We start from the raw sequence: 17542 nt of genomic DNA on the forward strand, positions 1-17542 counted from the left end.
CTACTTCGATTAATTACTTAAATTTTTACTAGCTAACTCTAAAGTTACATGATTAGAACGCTTACGAATTCTATGAGCACGTCCTTGTGGAGCTGGCCTTAATCTTTTTAACATTCCTGCGCTATCTACATAAATAGATTTCACAAATAATCCAGCATCCTCTATAGATGCATCTTCGTTTTTAGCTTGCCAGTTTGCAATTGCAGATAATAACAATTTTTCTAAATTAATAGATGCTTCTTTTGGACTGAACTTTAAGATTTGTAAAGCTTTTTCAACTTCAACTCCTCTTACTTGATCTGCTACTAAACGCATTTTTCTTGGTGATGTAGGACAGTTAGTAAGCTTAGCGAAAGCACGTTGCTTTCTATCTGCTTTTAACTGATCTGCCATATTTTTTTTACGAACTCCCATTTCCTACTATTTTTTACCTTTATTTTTTGCACCAGCATGTCCTCTAAAAGAACGAGTTGGTGAAAATTCGCCTAATTTATGCCCTACCATGTTTTCTGTAACGTAAACTGGTACAAACTGACGTCCATTATGAACAGCAATTGTTTGTCCTACAAAATCTGGAGTTATCATACTTGCTCTTGACCAAGTTTTGATTACAGTTTTGTTACCAGCTTCTACATTAGCTAACACTTTCTTCTCTAATTTATAGTGAACGTAAGGTCCTTTTTTTAATGATCTTGCCATAACTTATTATTTCTTTCTACGTTCTATAATATACTTATTACTAGCCTTAGTCTTAGATCTAGTTTTAAATCCTTTAGCAGGAATACCGTTTCTAGATCTTGGATGTCCTCCAGATGCACGTCCTTCTCCACCTCCCATTGGGTGATCGACAGGGTTCATTCTTACAGCGTTAACTCTTGGCCTTCTACCTAACCATCTTCTTCTACCTGCTTTACCAGATACTAATAACTGATGATCTGAATTTGATACAACTCCAATAGTTGCTATACATGTTAATAAGATTAATCTTGTTTCACCAGAAGGTAATTTTACAGTTGCATATTTACCATCTCTTGCCATTAACTGAGCAAAAGAACCTGCAGAACGAGCCATAACAGCTCCTTGACCTGGGCGTAACTCTATACATGAAATTGTAGTTCCCAAAGGAATTTCACTTAATGGCATAGCATTACCTATTTCTGGGGTAACACCACTTCCTGAAATAATTGTTTGACCAACTTTTAAACCGTTTTGCGCAATTACATAACGTTTTTCTCCATCAGCATAACTTAATAGTGCAATAAATGCTGTACGATTTGGATCATACTCTATTGTTTTTACTGTTGCAGGAATATCTTTCTTATCTCTTTTAAAATCGATAATACGATATCTTTGTTTATGACCACCTCCTATATTACGAGTTGTCATTCTACCCTGACTGTTACGACCTCCAGACCTTTTTTTCGGTGCAAGTAAACTTTTTTCCGGCTTATCAGTTGTTATGGTGTCGAACCCATTTACAACTCTAAAACGCTGACCTGGTGTTATTGGTTTTAATTTTCTAACTGACATTCTGTCTTTTCTTAAAGATTGTTATAAAAATCAATGCTTTCTCCTTCTGCTACCTGAACAATAGCTTTCTTATACCCACTCTTTACACCAGTTACTAAGCCTTTCTTAGTAAATTTTGTATTTCTTTGAATTGGGTAATTTAAAGTCTTAATGCTCGATATAGAAACTCCGTAAGCTGTTTCTACAGCATTCTTAATTTCTAATTTATTAGCTTTACTATCAACAACAAATGCATAGCGATTGAATAACTCACTATCGTTTGTAGCTTTTTCTGTGATAATAGGTTTTATTAAAATACTCATTTTGAATCCCTATTTACTTAAATTTGTATTAATTCCTTCTAAAGACCCTTCAGTAACTACTACTTTATTAGCATTTAAAATACCATAAGTGTTAATTTCTGAAGCTTTAATTACTTTAGAGTTTTTTAAATTACGTGAAGATAAATACACATTTGCATTTTCATCACCTAAAACAAATAATGATTTTTTAGTATCTAAATCTAAAGCTTTTAAAACATCTACAAAGTTTTTAGTCTTTGGAGTGTCAAAATTAAAATCTTCAATTACTACTAAATTTTTATCATTTGCTTGAATACTTAAAGCTGACTTACGTGCCAAGCGTTTTAAGTTTTTATTCAATTTAAATGAATAACTTCTTGGTCTTGGACCAAACATACGTCCTCCACCTCTAAAAACACCAGACTTGATAGAACCTGCTCTTGCAGTACCAGTACCTTTTTGTTTTTTAATTTTTCTTGTAGAACCACTAATTTCTGCTCTCTCTTTAGCCTTATGAGTCCCTTGACGTTGATTTGCCAAATACTGCTTTACATCTAAATAAATAGCGTGATCATTAGGCTCTACACCAAATACATCTTTAGAAAGTTCAACTTTCCTTCCTGTATCTTTTCCTTTAATATCTAAAACTGCTACTTTCATTATTTCTGAATAGTTACAAAAGCATTTTTGTGTCCAGGAACAGCTCCTTTAACAACAAGTAAGTTCTTTTCAGAAACCACTTTTAATACTCTTAAGTTTTGTACTTTCACTTTATCTCCCCCCATTCTACCTGCCATACGCATTCCTTTGAATACTCTTGCAGGATAAGATGCAGCACCAATAGAACCTGGAGCTCTTAAACGGTTATGCTGACCATGAGTAGCTTGACCTACCCCAGCAAAACCATGGCGTTTTACAACACCCTGAAAACCTTTACCTTTTGATACACCAGAAACATCAACGAATTCGCCTTCTTCAAAATGTTCAACTGTAATAGAGTCTCCTAATTTGTAACTCTCTTCAAACCCTTGAAATTCAACGACTTTTTTCTTAGCAGTGGTGCCAGCTTTTTTAAAGTGACCATCTAACGCTTTGTTAGAACTCTTCGCCTTTTTGTCATCGAAACCAAGTTGTAGTGCATTGTAGCCGTCAACCTCTTCAGTTCTGACTTGGGTAACAACGCAAGGACCTGCTTCTATAACTGTACAAGGAATATTCTTCCCATTTTCGTCAAATAAGCTGGTCATTCCAATTTTTCTTCCTATTAACCCAGACATTTAGTTAAAATTTTAGACGATAGATATTATAAATCCAGCGCGTCTATTAATAATTATTTGTTTGAAACTATTGTTTCATTTACATCCTTAGAGTTTGGGTCAAAAAAAACAGCGTAAAACAAATTCAACGCTGATTTTGTTTTTCCGTTTTTCCTTTGCGAAACGCTCTGGACATGTTACTATTATTGAATTTTAATCAATAATTAGCATCACCCTACTCTATTTCGGGTTGCAAAAGTATAAAAAACTTTCGGTTCAACAAAATTAAACCGAAAGTTAACACTTTATTTTTGTTCGAGATTCCGAAACAAGTTCGAAATGTATTCAACTAATAAACTTTTTTACTGAAAAGTTTAAGTTTCATTACACTTTAATCTCAACTTCAACACCACTTGGTAATTCAAGTTTCATTAGAGCATCAATAGTTTTCGAAGAAGAACTATAAATATCTAATAATCTTTTGTAAGCAGCTAATTGAAATTGCTCTCTAGATTTTTTATTTACGTGAGGAGAACGTAATACTGTAAAAATCTTTTTATGTGTTGGTAATGGTATAGGTCCGTTTACAACAGCACCAGTACTTTTTACCGTCTTTACAATTTTTTCAGCAGATTTATCTACTAAATTGTAATCGTAAGACTTTAATTTTATTCTAATTTTTTGACTCATCTTATATAATATTAGTAGATTAACCTTTCGCTTTTGCAATTACCTCTTCAGATACATTTGATGGAGTCTCTGCATAATGAGAGAATTCCATTGTAGATGTTGCTCTACCAGAAGACATTGTTCTTAAAGCTGTTACATATCCAAACATTTCAGATAATGGCACTAATGCTTTTACAACTTTAGAACCTGCACGATCGCTCATATCATTTACCTGACCTCTTCTTCTATTTAAATCTCCAACAATATCACCCATATTTTCTTCTGGAGTTAGAACTTCTAACTTCATTATAGGCTCCATAATTTTTGCTTTTGCAGCTTTTGCAGCAGCTTTATAGCCTAATTTTGCAGCCAATTCAAAAGATAATTGATCAGAATCTACTGCGTGAAAAGAACCATCTTTTAAAGTAACCTTCATAGAATCCATTTCGTAACCAGCTAATGGTCCATTCTTCATTGCTTCTTTGAAACCTTTCTCTACAGAAGGTACAAATTCTTTAGGAACGTTACCACCTTTAATAATTGACTCGAACTGTAAACCTTGAACACCTTCATCTGCAGGCTCCATAGTAAATACAATATCAGCAAATTTACCACGTCCACCAGATTGTTTCTTATAAACCTCTCTATGATCTGCAGCAGCTGTAATAGCTTCTTTGTACTCTACTTGAGGTTGTCCTTGATTTACTTCAACCTTAAATTCTCTTTTAAGACGATCTACAATTACATCTAAGTGTAGCTCACCCATTCCAGAAATAATAGTTTGACCAGAAGCTTCGTCTGAACGAACTGTAAAAGTTGGATCTTCTTCAGCTAATTTACCAAGTCCAATTCCTAATTTATCTACATCTGCTTTTGTTTTTGGCTCAACAGCAATACCGATTACTGGATCAGGAAAATCCATTGACTCTAAAATAATAGGATTTTTCTCATCAGTTAAAGTATCTCCTGTTTTTATAGACTTAAATCCAACAGCAGCACCAATATCTCCAGCCTCAATATAATCAATTGCGTTTTGCTTATTTGCATGCATTTGATAGATTCTGGAAATACGCTCTTTTTTACCTGAACGATTATTTAAAACGTAAGAACCAGCATCTAAACGACCAGAATATGCTCTAAAAAATGCTAAACGACCTACAAAAGGGTCTGTAGCAATTTTAAATGCTAAAGCAGCAAAAGGCTCCTTTACATCTGGTTTACGAATTTCTTCTTCTTGTGTATCTGGATTTACACCTACAATACCCTCCTTATCTAAAGGAGATGGTAAGTAACGACATACAGCATCTAAAAGAAACTGAACACCTTTATTTTTAAATGCAGAACCACAAATCATAGGAATGATAGCCATATCCATTACAGCAGCTCTTAATGCAGCATGCACTTCTTCTTCTGTAATAGAATCTTCATCTTCCATGAATTTTTCTAAAAGATTCTCATCATAACTTGCTACTTCTTCAATTAAAAGCGCACGATATTTACGAGCTTCTTCTTTTAATTCTTCAGGAATATCAATTACATCAAAAGTTGCTCCTTGAGTTGCATCATGCCATACAATAGCACGATTTTTAACTAAATCGATTACACCTTTAAACTCATCTTCATCACCAATATTTAAAACAATTGGCACTGCATTTGACTTTAACATGTCTTTAACTTGTTGACAAACTCCTAAAAAATCTGATCCTTGACGGTCCATTTTGTTAACGAAACCAATTCTTGGAACTTTATAGTTATCTGCTAACCTCCAGTTTGTTTCAGATTGAGGCTCTACACCATCAACTGCAGAAAACAAGAAAACCAAACCATCTAATACACGTAAAGAACGGTTAACTTCAACCGTAAAATCTACGTGTCCTGGAGTATCTATAATATTAAAGTGATATCCTTTTGTTTCTGGAGTTGGCTCTGCATTTTCTAAAGGAAACTGCCAAGTACAAGTTGTTGCAGCAGAAGTAATTGTAATACCTCTTTCCTGCTCTTGCTCCATCCAATCCATTGTAGCTGCACCATCATGCACTTCTCCAATTTTATGAGAAACACCTGTATAATACAATACACGCTCTGTTGTTGTGGTTTTACCAGCATCAATATGTGCTGCAATACCAATATTTCTAGTATATTTTAAATCTCTAGCCATTTCTATTAAAATCTAAAGTGAGAGAATGCTTTATTTGCTTCTGCCATCTTGTGAGTATCTGTACGTTTTTTAACAGCAGCTCCTTCTTCTTTAGCCGCAGCTAAAATTTCAGCAGCTAATCGCTGTGCCATTGTTTTCTCGTTTCTTTTACGAGTATACAAAATCATCCACTTAATAGCCATAGATACTTTACGATCTGGTCTAATTTGCATTGGAATTTGGAACGTAGCTCCTCCAACACGTCTAGAACGTACTTCTACATGTGGCATAACATTAGACAATCCTTCTTTCCAAATTTCTAAAGCCGACTTTTCTTCGCCCTCTCCTTTTCTTTCTTCTACGATATCCATTGCATCGTAAAATACTTTAAATGCTACTGACTTCTTACCACTCCACATTAAGTTGTTAACAAAACGTGTTACTAACTGATCATTAAACTTTGGATCTGGTAATAAGACTCTTTTTTTTGCTGCTCTTTTTCTCATGTCTTTACATTAAAAAAGTTACTAATTTTACTTTTTTGGGCGTTTTGCACCATACTTTGAACGACGCTGGGTTCTACCCTCAACACCTGCTGTATCTAATGCTCCACGTACCACGTGATATTTAACACCTGGTAAATCTTTTACCCTTCCACCTCTAACTAATACTATCGAGTGCTCTTGCAAGTTGTGTCCTTCACCTGGAATGTATGCGTTTATCTCATTACCATTTGTTAATCTAACTCTGGCAACTTTACGCATTGCTGAATTAGGTTTTTTTGGTGTTGTAGTATAAACACGAGTACAAACTCCACGTCTTTGAGGACAAGACGACAAAGCAGCCGATTTACTCTTCTTAGTTATTTTGGTTCTTCCTTTACGAACTAATTGTTGAATAGTTGGCATACTAAATAATTACTGTTTTTCGTTTATAATTAAACTCTGCTCTTTTTTAAGAGTGCGCAAATGTACGATTAAATTCTAATTATTCAAATATCAGTTAGTTATTTTTTTCTTATTGATTTTTTATTAGTAGATTTTTACGATTTAAACTACTTTTGAAGCTAATATTTCATGAATTTTGAAGCAAAAACCTAGTCATTATATATATATAATTTTTATCCTGTTTTCTTCAACAGGTCATTTTGCTCAGAAATTATCTTTAAAAATATCGTCTAACAACGAAAAAGAACTGAATATTTTAGAAGAAATAGATTACCAAAAAAAGCATAATGACACTATTTCTATCTATGAGGAAGTTCATCAAATATCTATATATTTAAAGAAAATCGGATATTTTACCAATACTATTGATAGCTTAAAAAAAGTAGAAAAAGAATTTACAGCATACTTTTCTTTAAACGAAAAAATAGATACAGTAATTATCAAAATACAACCCAAATATAATTTTGCATTTAAAAAACTTCCAAAAAATAAAAAAAGCATTTCTATTCCAATAGAAAAACTAACAACTACACTATCTGAAATTTCAAACGGTTTAGATAAGAAAGGAAAATCTTTTTCTAAAGTTCGTTTAAAAAAGATTTTTATTAAAGATAAAACACTTTTTGCGGAGCTAGAAATTTATCAATCTAAGAAAAGAGTTATTGATAAAATCATCATAAAAGGTTATGAAAAGTTCCCAAAGTCATTTCTGAAAAATTACTTTAATATAAGAGAAAATACAATTCTTAGTCAACAAAAAATAAAAGAAATATCAACTGCTTCAAAAAGTTTAGATTTTATCAAAGAAATAAAAACTCCAGAGATTTTATTTACTAAAGATTCTACATTATTATATATGTATCTAAAAAAACAACAAAATAATAGTTTTGATGGAATCGTAAATTTTGCATCCAAGGAAAATGGAGGTGTTTTAATTAATGGAAATTTTGATTTAAAACTAAATAACATAATAAATACAGGCGAAAAACTTGAATTATTCTGGAATAGCATTGGTGAAGAAAGACAAGAATTTAAATTTTTAACAGAAATACCTTATGTGTTTAATTCGAAAATCAGCCCTCAAATTTCTTTCTCTATCTATAAACAAGATTCTACATTTCTAAATACAAAATTTGATTCAAAATTATTTTACAACCTTAATTCAAAAACAAAACTTGCAATAACTTATAATTCTGAGTCATCTGAAAACCTAAAAAAAACGATTGATAACAATATAGAAACATTCAATAATTATTTTTTAGGTATGCAACTCCAATATAAAATCAAAAAAAATGATTCTTTTTTTAATGATACCTTTTATTTAGAAATAACCCCTTCTGTTGGATCAAGAAAAACATCTTCAAACTCTTCAAATCAATTTAAAATTAAAACTATAATATCATATTTATGGAATATATCTTCAGATAACAGTATTTACATTAAAAACGAAATTGGCTATCTAAACTCAGAGTTACTTTTAAACAATGAATTATTTAGAATTGGAGGCGCAAATTCTTTAAGAGGTTTTAATGAACAATCTATTTTTACAAATAACTACTCTTACTTTAACTTAGAATATAGAAGAAACACATCTAACAAGTCATACTTATATACTGTAACAGATTTTGCAAAAACTAAATTAAACTCTAAAAACAACTATTTATTAGGACTTGGTTTGGGATACAAATTTTTAACAAAAAAAAGTCTTGTTAATATAGGTATAGTTAGTGGAAATAATCTAAATAATGCTTTAAACTTAAAAAAAACGAAGTTTATATTAAGTTTAAAAAATTATTTTTAACATTTCACAAAACAATAAAAGCCTAATTTCTATATATTTATATAAGTAAAATGGTGTTTTGCTATAATTATATTTTATTTAAACCTCTTTTTTATGTTAAAAAATTGTTTTTTTAAGATTTATTTAAGACTTTTGGGCTTAATTAATTCAAATAATTATAAAATGAAGACAAAGTTTAATGGAATTTTAACGCTTTTATTAGCGTTTGTAGTGCAAATTTCCTTTGCACAGCAAAAAACTATTTCTGGAACAGTATCTGACGAATCAGGTGCCTTACCAGGAGTAAGTGTTGTTATTAAAGGAACAACCAAAGGTACTGAAACTGATTTTGATGGTAAGTATAGCATTAAAGCAAATACTGGAGATGTTTTAGTATTTAGATACCTTGGTTACAAAGTATCTCAAAGGACTGTTGGTGGTTCTAATACTATTAATTTAACAATGGTAGAAGATTCTAATGTTTTAGACGAAATCGTTGTAACTGGTGTTGCAAGAGGAACTTCAACTAAAAAATTAGGTTTCTCACTTGCAAAAGTTAATACAAAAGCATTACAAGAAGTACCTGCAGCAGATCCTGCAAATGCCTTAAGAGGTAAAGTAGCTGGGGTTAGAGTTGTACAACCTTCTGGTAATCCTTCTTCTGCACCACAGATTAGATTAAGAGGATCTACTTCTATTAGTGGTTCTCAAAGTCCATTAATTATAGTTGATGGTATTATTACTGATGGTAGCTTAAGAGATATCCCTGTAGAGGATATTGCAAGCATGGAGGTTGTAAAAGGAGCTGCTGCTGCTTCTCTTTATGGTTCTTTAGCTGCAAATGGTGTTATACAAATTATTACTAAAAAAGGTAAAGGTAAATTTAATGTTACTTTAAGAACAGAGTATGGTTTTTCTTCTATAGCAAATGACTATCCTGTAACTAATAAGCATTCATATACTAACGATCCTTTAGGAGTTAGAAATGGAGACTGGGACAATGACCCAACAACACCAGACACTAGTAACTTTGGTTTTGATTTATCTTCAGGAAACAGAGTTTTAGATCCAGATGGTTTATTTGACAATAACTATTTGAGTCCTCTTTTTGACAATGTAGATGGTCTTTTTCAACCTCAAGATGTAAGTACAAATACAATTTCGTTACAAGGTTCTGATGAAGCTTATAACTACTACTTATCTTTTCAAGATATGAATCAAGGTGGTGCTTTAGAGCCAGTTCCTCCTTTTAGAAGACAAACTGTTAGAGCTAATTTTGGTGTAAAACCAACTGAAAAGTTAGAAATTAAGTTTACAGGATCTTTAACAAAATCTGATGGACAAAACATTACAGAGCAAGGACAAGGTGCAAACTTTTTCTATAGTGCTTTAACTGTTGAACCATTTATTAACTTGAATGCAAAAGATGCTAACGGAAATTTCCAAAATAGTGGTATTCCTGGTTACGATGTTCAAGCTGGTAACTTCCAAAACCCTTTATATGTAGCGCAATTAGATGAAAATACATTTTTAAGAAACAGAACTTTGTTAGGTGCAGACTTAATTTACGACTTAACTGATGACATTCAATTAAGTTTTAGTCAAAGTATGGATAGAACAACACGTAGTGATACTAGATATGTACCAAAAGGTTTTGAAACTCCAACACCAAGTGCTCAATTAAACAATGGTTTTATTTCTGAAAGAGAGCGTACTTGGCAAACTAATGTTTCTGGTATCCAAGGTATTTATACTAAAACATTTGGAGATGTTAATTTTGCTGCCACTGTAAAGTATTTATTCGAAAGTAGAACTTATGACGATTTATTTGCAAGAGGATTCGATATTATTGCAACTGGTGTAAAAAATGTAGAAAATACACAACAAGCAAATCAAGTTGTGAGTTCTCAAACACAAAGAGAAATTGCAAGAAACTACTTTGTTAATTTAGACTTTGATTATAAAGATAAATTAATTTTAAACCTTTTAGGTAGACGTGATGAATCTTCTTTATTCGGTGCTAACGAAAGATCAAAATACTATGGTAGAGGATCTTTGGCATATAGATTAACGCAAGATTTAGAAATTAATAACGTTCAAGAATTAAAATTTAGAGCTGCTTATGGTACTTCTGGTTTAAGACCTCCTGTTTGGAATGCTCAATATGAAACTTATTCTGTAACAGCATCAGGAATTCAACCTGGTACTTTAGGTAATAAAAACTTAAAACCTTCTGTTTCTGCAGAACTAGAACTAGGTTTAGATGCTAACATTTTTGATAGAGTAAGTGTTGTATTTAATTATTCTGATACAAAAACAAAAGATGCAATTGTTAGTGTGCCATTACCTGGTGTTGCTGGTTTTGCAAGACAATATCAAAATATTGGAGAATTAGCAAGTACATATTATGAATTGAGTGTAAATGCTAATGTTATTAATAAGGAAGATTTATCTTGGGATTTAGGATTTAACTTTGATACTGGTAACCAAAAAATAACTAACTTAAATGGTGTACCTCCTTTTACTAGAACAGGATTAGGAGCTGTAAATATATTTAGAGTTGAAAAAGGATTGCCTTATGGTACCATGTATGGACAAAGTGTTGTAAGAAACTTATCTGATTTAGCGACTGATACTAATGGAAACGTATTGAATTTTGGTGGATCTGGAGCTGCTCCAGGTGGTACTGCATCTGAATATAGCCTAAATGCTGATGGTCTAGTTGTAAAAACTGCTGACATTGGAACTGCAAATGAAACTCCTTTATTAAAATATGACACTAAAACGAGTCAAAACGAAGTTAGTTCTATTGGTAATACAAACCCAGATTTTAATGTTGGTTTTAATACAAACTTTACGTACAAAAACTTTAGTTTTTATGCTTTAGTAGATTGGCAAAAAGGTGGAGATATTTATAACTATACTAAGCAAAACTTGTACTTTAATGAAAGACACATAGATTTAGAAAACTTTGGTGCTGCTGGTAAAAATTTACAATATGCTCAAAACATTTATAATAGAGCTGAAGCAACAGATTATTTCGTAGAAGATGGTTCTTTTGTTAAAATTAGAGAAATATCTGTAGCATATACTTTAAACACCAAAGAAATCGGAGTAGATTTTATAGACAGTGTTAAATTTTCAGTTGCGGGAAGAAACTTATTTACTTTTACAGACTATACAGGATGGGATCCTGAAGTTGCGATTAATACTAACCCAACAAACTTTAGGTTAGATGAATATGCCTATCCAAACTTAAGAAGTTTCTCTTTTATAGCAGAAATTAAATTTTAATTAAAAAACTTTAAACAAATGAAAAAAATTATTAATTATTTAGTATTTTCTACTGTATTGTTTTTATCATTCACTTCTTGTGAAGATTTAAATGTAGAGAATTTAAACCAACCTGATAGAGAGCGAGCTCTTGCTCAGGATGGAGATGTTATCAGTTTGATTGATGGGGCTGTTACAAACAATTTATTCCATATAATTGGCTTTGCTGGTATTTACATGGATAATATGGCAGATCAATCTACCACTACAAATGCTTTCAGAAGTTTTTGGAGTTTTGCTAATGAGCCAAGAGAGCAAATTAACAATAGTCCAACTAATGGAGATTTAGGTAGTCACATAGGTAACCCTTGGGGAGCTTTAAATTCTTATATTAATTCAGCTAACACTATCATCACTCTTATTGAAACTGATGGCAAGACCTTGTTAGATCAAAGTGGAGCTGATGTAACTAATACAAAGTTAGCAGCAGCTTATTTTGTAAAAGGTTTATCTCAAGGATATTTATCTTTAATTTATGATAAAGCTTTTATCGTAAATCCTGATACAGATTTAGGTGCTTTAGAGTTTTCTACTTACAAAGAAGTAATGGAAGCTGGATTAACAAATATGGATAAAGCTATTCAATTAGCTGGTAACACTGCAACTTTAAGATTGCACGATGCTTACACACTAAGTAATGCAGAATTCAAACAAGTTGCAAATTCTTTTGCTGCAAAAATTTTAATTGGTAATGCAAGAACTAAAGCTGAAGCTGCGACTACAGATAAAGCTAGAGTATTAGCTTATGCAAATGCAGGTATTACTGCAGATTTTGCACCACCTGCAAGACAATCTGTAATATACAATAACTTACAAGATTGGAGAACATTCTTTATTGCTGGACAAGGGTATTTACCTACAGACATTAAAGTAATGCATTTCTTAGACCCTAATTATCCAGTAGATTACCCTACAGATCCTAACATTATTTTACAACCTATAAATAGTTCAGATCCAAGAGCAAGTTATTTTGAATACAATTCAGGTTTCGGTTTCTTGAGAGAGTCAAGAGGTAGACACTTATTTACAAACTATTTTAACGTAAGAAAATTTTCTAATAATAATAGAAACGTAGATGGTACTCCTTTAGATATTTTTATGTTAGCTGAATTACAATATATTAAAGCAGAAGTAGCAGCTAGCCCTGCAGATGCAGCAGCAATGCTAAATGCTTCACCTAGAAAAACAGTAGGTTTAATAGACACTCCTGCAGATGCAGCAGCAGTTGAAAAAGCATTATTATATGAATATTCTGTAGAATTAGATTTAAATGCATCTATTGGAACAGTTTGGTTCTATATGAGAAGAAATGATATGTTACAACCAGGTACACCTTTACAATATCCAGTTCCAGCTACGGAATTAGAAATTATTGGTAAAGAATTTTATACTTTTGGTGGTCCAGCTAACGTTGGTCAAGAAGGTACAGCAAGTGGTTCTAACTCTTGGAAAAACTTTTAACCAAATTTTTCTTACATAAATCAAAAGACTACCTTATATTTAGGGTAGTCTTTTTAATTCTATATAATATGAAAAAAATAATAATTTTATCAATAAGTCTTTTTTTTATAAGTTTTCAAAGTTGTTCAAACAAAGAAAACCAAAACACAGAAGATACAGTAACAATTTCAGCTAAAAAAATAGTGATGCAATATGACAATACTAAAATAGCTACAATTAAAAATAATGATTCCTTTATTTTTGATAATCATAAAATGGTGCACAAAGATAACTTCCTCCAAATAAATACTCCATTTTCTTTACCATCTTCAAACCCAATTTTGATACAGAATGATGTTAAAACATTAGAAGAGAAAATGAATATTATATCTATGGCAATTATTTTTTCAAAAAAGATAGCACCTTTAAATGAATATAATTTTATTAACTTAAGACAAACTAATATTAATGGTAAATTAACAATAGAGAGAAAAGATGGTAAAGACATCACCATAAAAAAACCTAAATCTTACCCTCTTTTTATAGAAGAATACAAAAAATAAATAGTTGATTTGACAGAAAACACTTATATATATGGTATTCGAGCTATAATCGAAGCTATAGAGGCTGGATCTACAATTAGTAAACTTTTTCTACAAAAAGGTCTAAGAGGAGATTTATTTTTTGAGTTAAATAAACTTATAAAAGATAGAGGAATTGCTGTAAGTACAGTACCTATAGAAAAGTTAGACAGACTATCTAAAAAGAACAATCACCAAGGAGCTGTTGCTTTGATATCTCCAATAGAATTTGAAGATTTAGAAACCTTGGTAGATTCAACTATTTCAAAAGGTGCTACTCCATTATTTTTATTACTAGATCAACTTTCTGATGTTAGAAATTTTGGTGCTATTATAAGAACAGCTGAATGTACTGGTGTTCATGGAATTATCATACAAAAAAATGGAAGTGCCCCAGTAAATGCAGAAACAATAAAAACCTCTGCTGGTGCTGCCTTTAAAATACCAATCTGTAAAGTAAATCATATTAAAGATGCCTTATTTTTGTTGCAAGCAGCTGGTATAAAAACTGTTGCAGCAACAGAAAAAACAGAAGCATCAATTTATGATGTTAAATTTAACCAACCCATAGCAATAATAATGGGGTCTGAACATAGAGGTGTAAATCCATCGATTTTAAAAATGGTAGATTATAAGGCAAAACTACCTTTGTTAGGAGAAATAGAATCTCTTAATGTATCTGTTGCTTGTGGTGCTTTTTTATATGAAACTGTTAGGCAAAGAATTCAGTAAGGAGTAAGGAGTAAGGAGTAAGGAGTAAGGAGTAAGGAGTAAGGAGTAAGGAGTAAGGAGTAAGGAGTAAGGAAAATTATTTTTTTATTCTTTTAATTCCTCCTCTATTTTTGGTGGAGAGAAATTTCCGTTTTCATCAAATAATAAATCAAATTCTGTTTCTATAAATTGATGTTCTTCTTTTACAATTCCTTTATTTCTATAAATAATTGCAAAAATAAATCCGACTAAAAAGCCAGACAAATGACCTTCCCAAGACATTCCCTCTTTTATAGGTAAAACATACCAAATCATACTTCCATATAGAAAAATAATAACTAAAGAAAGTGCTACTAACCTGTAATGTTTTTTAACTATTCCACTAAAAAAAACAAAGCTAAAAAGCAAGTATACAATACCACTTGCGCCAATATGATAAGAATCTCTACCAATTATCCAAGTTAAAAAACCTGTAAAGAAACCTCCCAATAACAAAACTTTATAAGCTGTATCTTTATAAAAATAAAAAAGACTACTTAATAAGACAAATAAAGGTACTGAGTTGCTAAAAAGATGGTTTGTATTGCTATGTATAAAATGTGTTAAAAAGACACCTCTAAACCCCTTTAATGTTCTTGGAAAAACACCAAACTTATTAAAATTGAAAGAAAACTGAATTTCTATCCAATAAATAATCCATATTAACAAAACGTATAAAATAGGAATTACAAAAATTGACTTTGATATTTTTAGCTGATTATCTGTATTCATCAAATTCAAAGAAACAAAAATCTAACCAAATAATATTTTTACAAATTCTGTCAGAAATCTTTACTATTTTTACTTTATGAATGAACCTTTGGCAGAAAGAATTAGACCTAAAACTCTTGACGATTATATAAGTCAGCAACATTTAGTGGGAAAAAAAGGTGTTTTGACTAATTTAATAAAACAAGGAATCATACCTTCTTTAATATTTTGGGGGCCTCCAGGAATAGGAAAAACAACCTTAGCGAATATTATAGCTTCAGAATCTAAACGTCCTTTTTATACATTAAGTGCTATAAGTTCTGGTGTAAAAGATGTTAGAGATGTTATAGAAAAAGCCAAAAAAAGTGGTGGTTTATTTACTGCAAAAAATCCTATTTTATTTATTGATGAAATTCATAGGTTTAGTAAATCTCAACAAGACTCATTATTAGGAGCTGTAGAAAAAGGCTGGGTTACATTGATTGGAGCAACTACAGAAAACCCTAGTTTTGAAGTGATTCCTGCACTACTTTCTCGTTGTCAAGTATATATTTTAAATTCTTTTGACAAGGATGACTTGATTGCACTTATAAAAAGAGCCATAGAAAAAGATGAGTTTTTATCAAAAAAAAAGATAATTTTAAAAGAAACTGATGCTTTACTTCAGGTTTCAAGTGGTGATGCTAGAAAGCTTCTTAATATATTTGAATTGTTAGTTTCTGCAGAAGACAAAATTACAATTACCAATGATCTGGTTCTTGAAAAGATACAGAAAAACACAGTTAGGTATGATAAAACTGGCGAACAACATTATGACATTATTTCTGCTTTCATAAAGTCGATAAGAGGAAGTGACCCAAATGCAGCTGTTTATTGGTTAGCTAGAATGATTGAAGGTGGTGAAGATGTAAAATTTATTGCTAGAAGATTATTAATATTAGCGTCAGAAGATATTGGCAACGCAAACCCGACTGCATTAATTTTAGCAAACAATACTTTCCAAGCAGTGTCTGTTATTGGGCATCCAGAGTCTAGAATAATACTAAGCCAATGTGCTGTATATTTGGCAAATTCAGCAAAAAGTAATGCTTCTTACTTAGCAATTAATGATGCACAACAATTGGTTAGAAAAACAGGAGATTTATCTGTACCTCTACATTTAAGAAATGCACCCACAAAATTAATGAAAGACTTAGGTTATGGTAAAAATTACAAATATTCTCATAACTATGAGCATAATTTTGTAAGTCAAGAGTTTTTACCTGATGAAATTTCTGGGACAAAAATTTATGAGCCTGGTCATAATTCTAGAGAAAATCAATTTAGAGAAGTTTTAAAAAATAGATGGAAAAACAAATATAATTATTAGAATTTTACTTGAAACCTTTCTATTATAAGTGCATTATTGTTGTAATATTCTGCAATCCAAACTCCCTCATTTTTATAAAATATTCCATTTTTATCTTTGATGATAAAAACATCTTTTACATTTGTTTTTAAAACTTGAAAAACAACAGCTGGTTTTGTATTTACCAATTGAAAACCATTTTCAGTTGTTTGTGCATATAAAATATTTTTTGCTATACTTTGTTTTGAGTTTGTAGGAATATTCTTTGTTTTACTAACTATTTTTATTGGTTCATCTTTTATAACTTCTGTAACTTCTTCTATTTTTACCACTTTTTTTTCTTTAGGCTGATATGAATGCCTAATATCAGCCATAGTATTGTATGCATTTCTAATAGATTCTTGATATGCTTTCTTATACTCTTTTAACTTACTTTTACCCACTTTAGAGGTGAATATAACATTAGAATAACAATCTTTAAATACAATTTTACTTTTGGTGGTAAACATGCTAGATTCATCAACAACACTAACTGTTAAAGCTTTACATCTATCTTCATAAAAATCTTTTGGTAAGTTTTTTTTGCCTAAATAAACTTTAAAATTAGATTTTTCAAGTAAAAATTTTGTCAAAGAACTTGTCTGATATTGATCTGGAGTTTTTAAAAAATCAAACTTCTCTTCAACAATAAGGTACTTATAATTATTTAAGCTTTTCGTTTGTCCGTTAATTAGCATTGAGCTTATAAACAAAACTAAAACTGCTATTTTTTTTATCAT

General features: G+C 31.1%; 18 protein-coding genes. 6 read left to right on the plus strand and 12 right to left on the minus strand.

Annotated features, from left to right (window positions below; translation table 11 throughout):
- Positions 1 to 9 precede the first annotated feature (9 nt).
- The 10 genes from rplV to rpsL form a co-directional block, all read right to left on the minus strand.
- Positions 10 to 414, minus strand: coding sequence for a 50S ribosomal protein L22 (gene rplV / locus ACY2RW_RS15330; protein ID WP_490123610.1), 405 nt, complete (start codon positions 412 to 414; stop codon positions 10 to 12).
- Positions 415 to 420: 6 nt separating this feature from the next.
- The gene (gene rpsS, locus ACY2RW_RS15335) at positions 421 to 699 is read right to left on the minus strand and encodes a 30S ribosomal protein S19 (RefSeq protein ID WP_015482224.1); all 279 of its coding nucleotides are present in this window, start codon (positions 697 to 699) and stop codon (positions 421 to 423) included.
- A gap of 6 nt (positions 700 to 705) precedes the next feature.
- On the minus strand, positions 706 to 1530 hold the full coding sequence (gene rplB / locus ACY2RW_RS15340) for a 50S ribosomal protein L2 (RefSeq protein ID WP_490123611.1): 825 nt from the start codon (positions 1528 to 1530) through the stop codon (positions 706 to 708).
- 11 nt (positions 1531 to 1541) lie between these two features.
- Entirely contained in the window at positions 1542 to 1832 is a 291-nt protein-coding gene (gene rplW, locus ACY2RW_RS15345; RefSeq protein ID WP_490123612.1) for a 50S ribosomal protein L23, read from the minus strand.
- Between the two features lie 9 nt (positions 1833 to 1841).
- Positions 1842 to 2471, minus strand: coding sequence for a 50S ribosomal protein L4 (rplD, locus tag ACY2RW_RS15350; RefSeq protein ID WP_490123613.1), 630 nt, complete (start codon positions 2469 to 2471; stop codon positions 1842 to 1844).
- Positions 2471 to 3088 (minus strand): 50S ribosomal protein L3, encoded by a 618-nt coding sequence (rplC, locus tag ACY2RW_RS15355; protein WP_490123614.1) that lies wholly within the window; start codon positions 3086 to 3088, stop codon positions 2471 to 2473. The genes rplD and rplC overlap by 1 nt, the downstream gene beginning before the upstream one ends.
- 363 nt (positions 3089 to 3451) lie before the next feature.
- Positions 3452 to 3757, minus strand: coding sequence for a 30S ribosomal protein S10 (gene rpsJ, locus ACY2RW_RS15360; protein WP_068363283.1), 306 nt, complete (start codon positions 3755 to 3757; stop codon positions 3452 to 3454).
- 19 nt (positions 3758 to 3776) lie between these two features.
- Positions 3777 to 5894 (minus strand): elongation factor G, encoded by a 2118-nt coding sequence (gene fusA / locus ACY2RW_RS15365; RefSeq protein WP_490123615.1) that lies wholly within the window; start codon positions 5892 to 5894, stop codon positions 3777 to 3779.
- Positions 5895 to 5899: 5 nt separating this feature from the next.
- Positions 5900 to 6379, minus strand: coding sequence for a 30S ribosomal protein S7 (gene rpsG / locus ACY2RW_RS15370; RefSeq protein ID WP_490123616.1), 480 nt, complete (start codon positions 6377 to 6379; stop codon positions 5900 to 5902).
- Positions 6380 to 6406: 27 nt separating this feature from the next.
- The gene (gene rpsL, locus ACY2RW_RS15375) at positions 6407 to 6781 is read right to left on the minus strand and encodes a 30S ribosomal protein S12 (protein ID WP_018943587.1); all 375 of its coding nucleotides are present in this window, start codon (positions 6779 to 6781) and stop codon (positions 6407 to 6409) included.
- 175 nt (positions 6782 to 6956) lie between these two features.
- On the opposite strand from rpsL, the gene ACY2RW_RS15380 reads away from it, so the two are divergent.
- From ACY2RW_RS15380 to rlmB, 5 genes are all read left to right on the plus strand, one after another.
- Entirely contained in the window at positions 6957 to 8621 is a 1665-nt protein-coding gene (locus tag ACY2RW_RS15380) for a BamA/TamA family outer membrane protein (protein WP_490123617.1), read from the plus strand.
- 162 nt (positions 8622 to 8783) lie between these two features.
- The gene (locus tag ACY2RW_RS15385; protein ID WP_490123618.1) at positions 8784 to 11894 is read left to right on the plus strand and encodes a SusC/RagA family TonB-linked outer membrane protein; all 3111 of its coding nucleotides are present in this window, start codon (positions 8784 to 8786) and stop codon (positions 11892 to 11894) included.
- An 18-nt stretch (positions 11895 to 11912) separates the two neighbouring features.
- Positions 11913 to 13394 (plus strand): RagB/SusD family nutrient uptake outer membrane protein, encoded by a 1482-nt coding sequence (locus ACY2RW_RS15390; protein WP_490123619.1) that lies wholly within the window; start codon positions 11913 to 11915, stop codon positions 13392 to 13394.
- A 68-nt stretch (positions 13395 to 13462) separates the two neighbouring features.
- A complete protein-coding gene (locus tag ACY2RW_RS15395; protein ID WP_490123620.1) occupies positions 13463 to 13936 on the plus strand; it encodes a hypothetical protein in 474 nt (157 codons plus the stop codon).
- A gap of 9 nt (positions 13937 to 13945) precedes the next feature.
- Positions 13946 to 14686, plus strand: a complete 741-nt coding sequence (gene rlmB / locus ACY2RW_RS15400; protein ID WP_490123621.1) for a 23S rRNA (guanosine(2251)-2'-O)-methyltransferase RlmB — start codon at positions 13946 to 13948, stop codon at positions 14684 to 14686.
- Positions 14687 to 14770: 84 nt separating this feature from the next.
- Here the strand turns inward: rlmB and ACY2RW_RS15405 are convergent, their stop codons facing one another.
- On the minus strand, positions 14771 to 15436 hold the full coding sequence (locus ACY2RW_RS15405) for a rhomboid family intramembrane serine protease (RefSeq protein WP_490123622.1): 666 nt from the start codon (positions 15434 to 15436) through the stop codon (positions 14771 to 14773).
- Positions 15437 to 15512: 76 nt separating this feature from the next.
- Here ACY2RW_RS15405 and ACY2RW_RS15410 point away from each other — a divergent pair, with 76 nt between their 5' ends.
- A complete protein-coding gene (locus tag ACY2RW_RS15410) occupies positions 15513 to 16784 on the plus strand; it encodes a replication-associated recombination protein A (protein ID WP_490123623.1) in 1272 nt (423 codons plus the stop codon).
- Here ACY2RW_RS15410 and ACY2RW_RS15415 read toward each other — a convergent pair.
- Positions 16781 to 17542: a hypothetical protein gene (locus ACY2RW_RS15415; protein WP_490123624.1), complete on the minus strand. Its 762-nt coding sequence runs from the start codon at positions 17540 to 17542 to the stop codon at positions 16781 to 16783. The two genes, ACY2RW_RS15410 and ACY2RW_RS15415, sit on opposite strands and share 4 nt — an antisense overlap.

It is taken from the genome of Polaribacter sp. 2305UL8-11 (assembly GCF_058147165.1).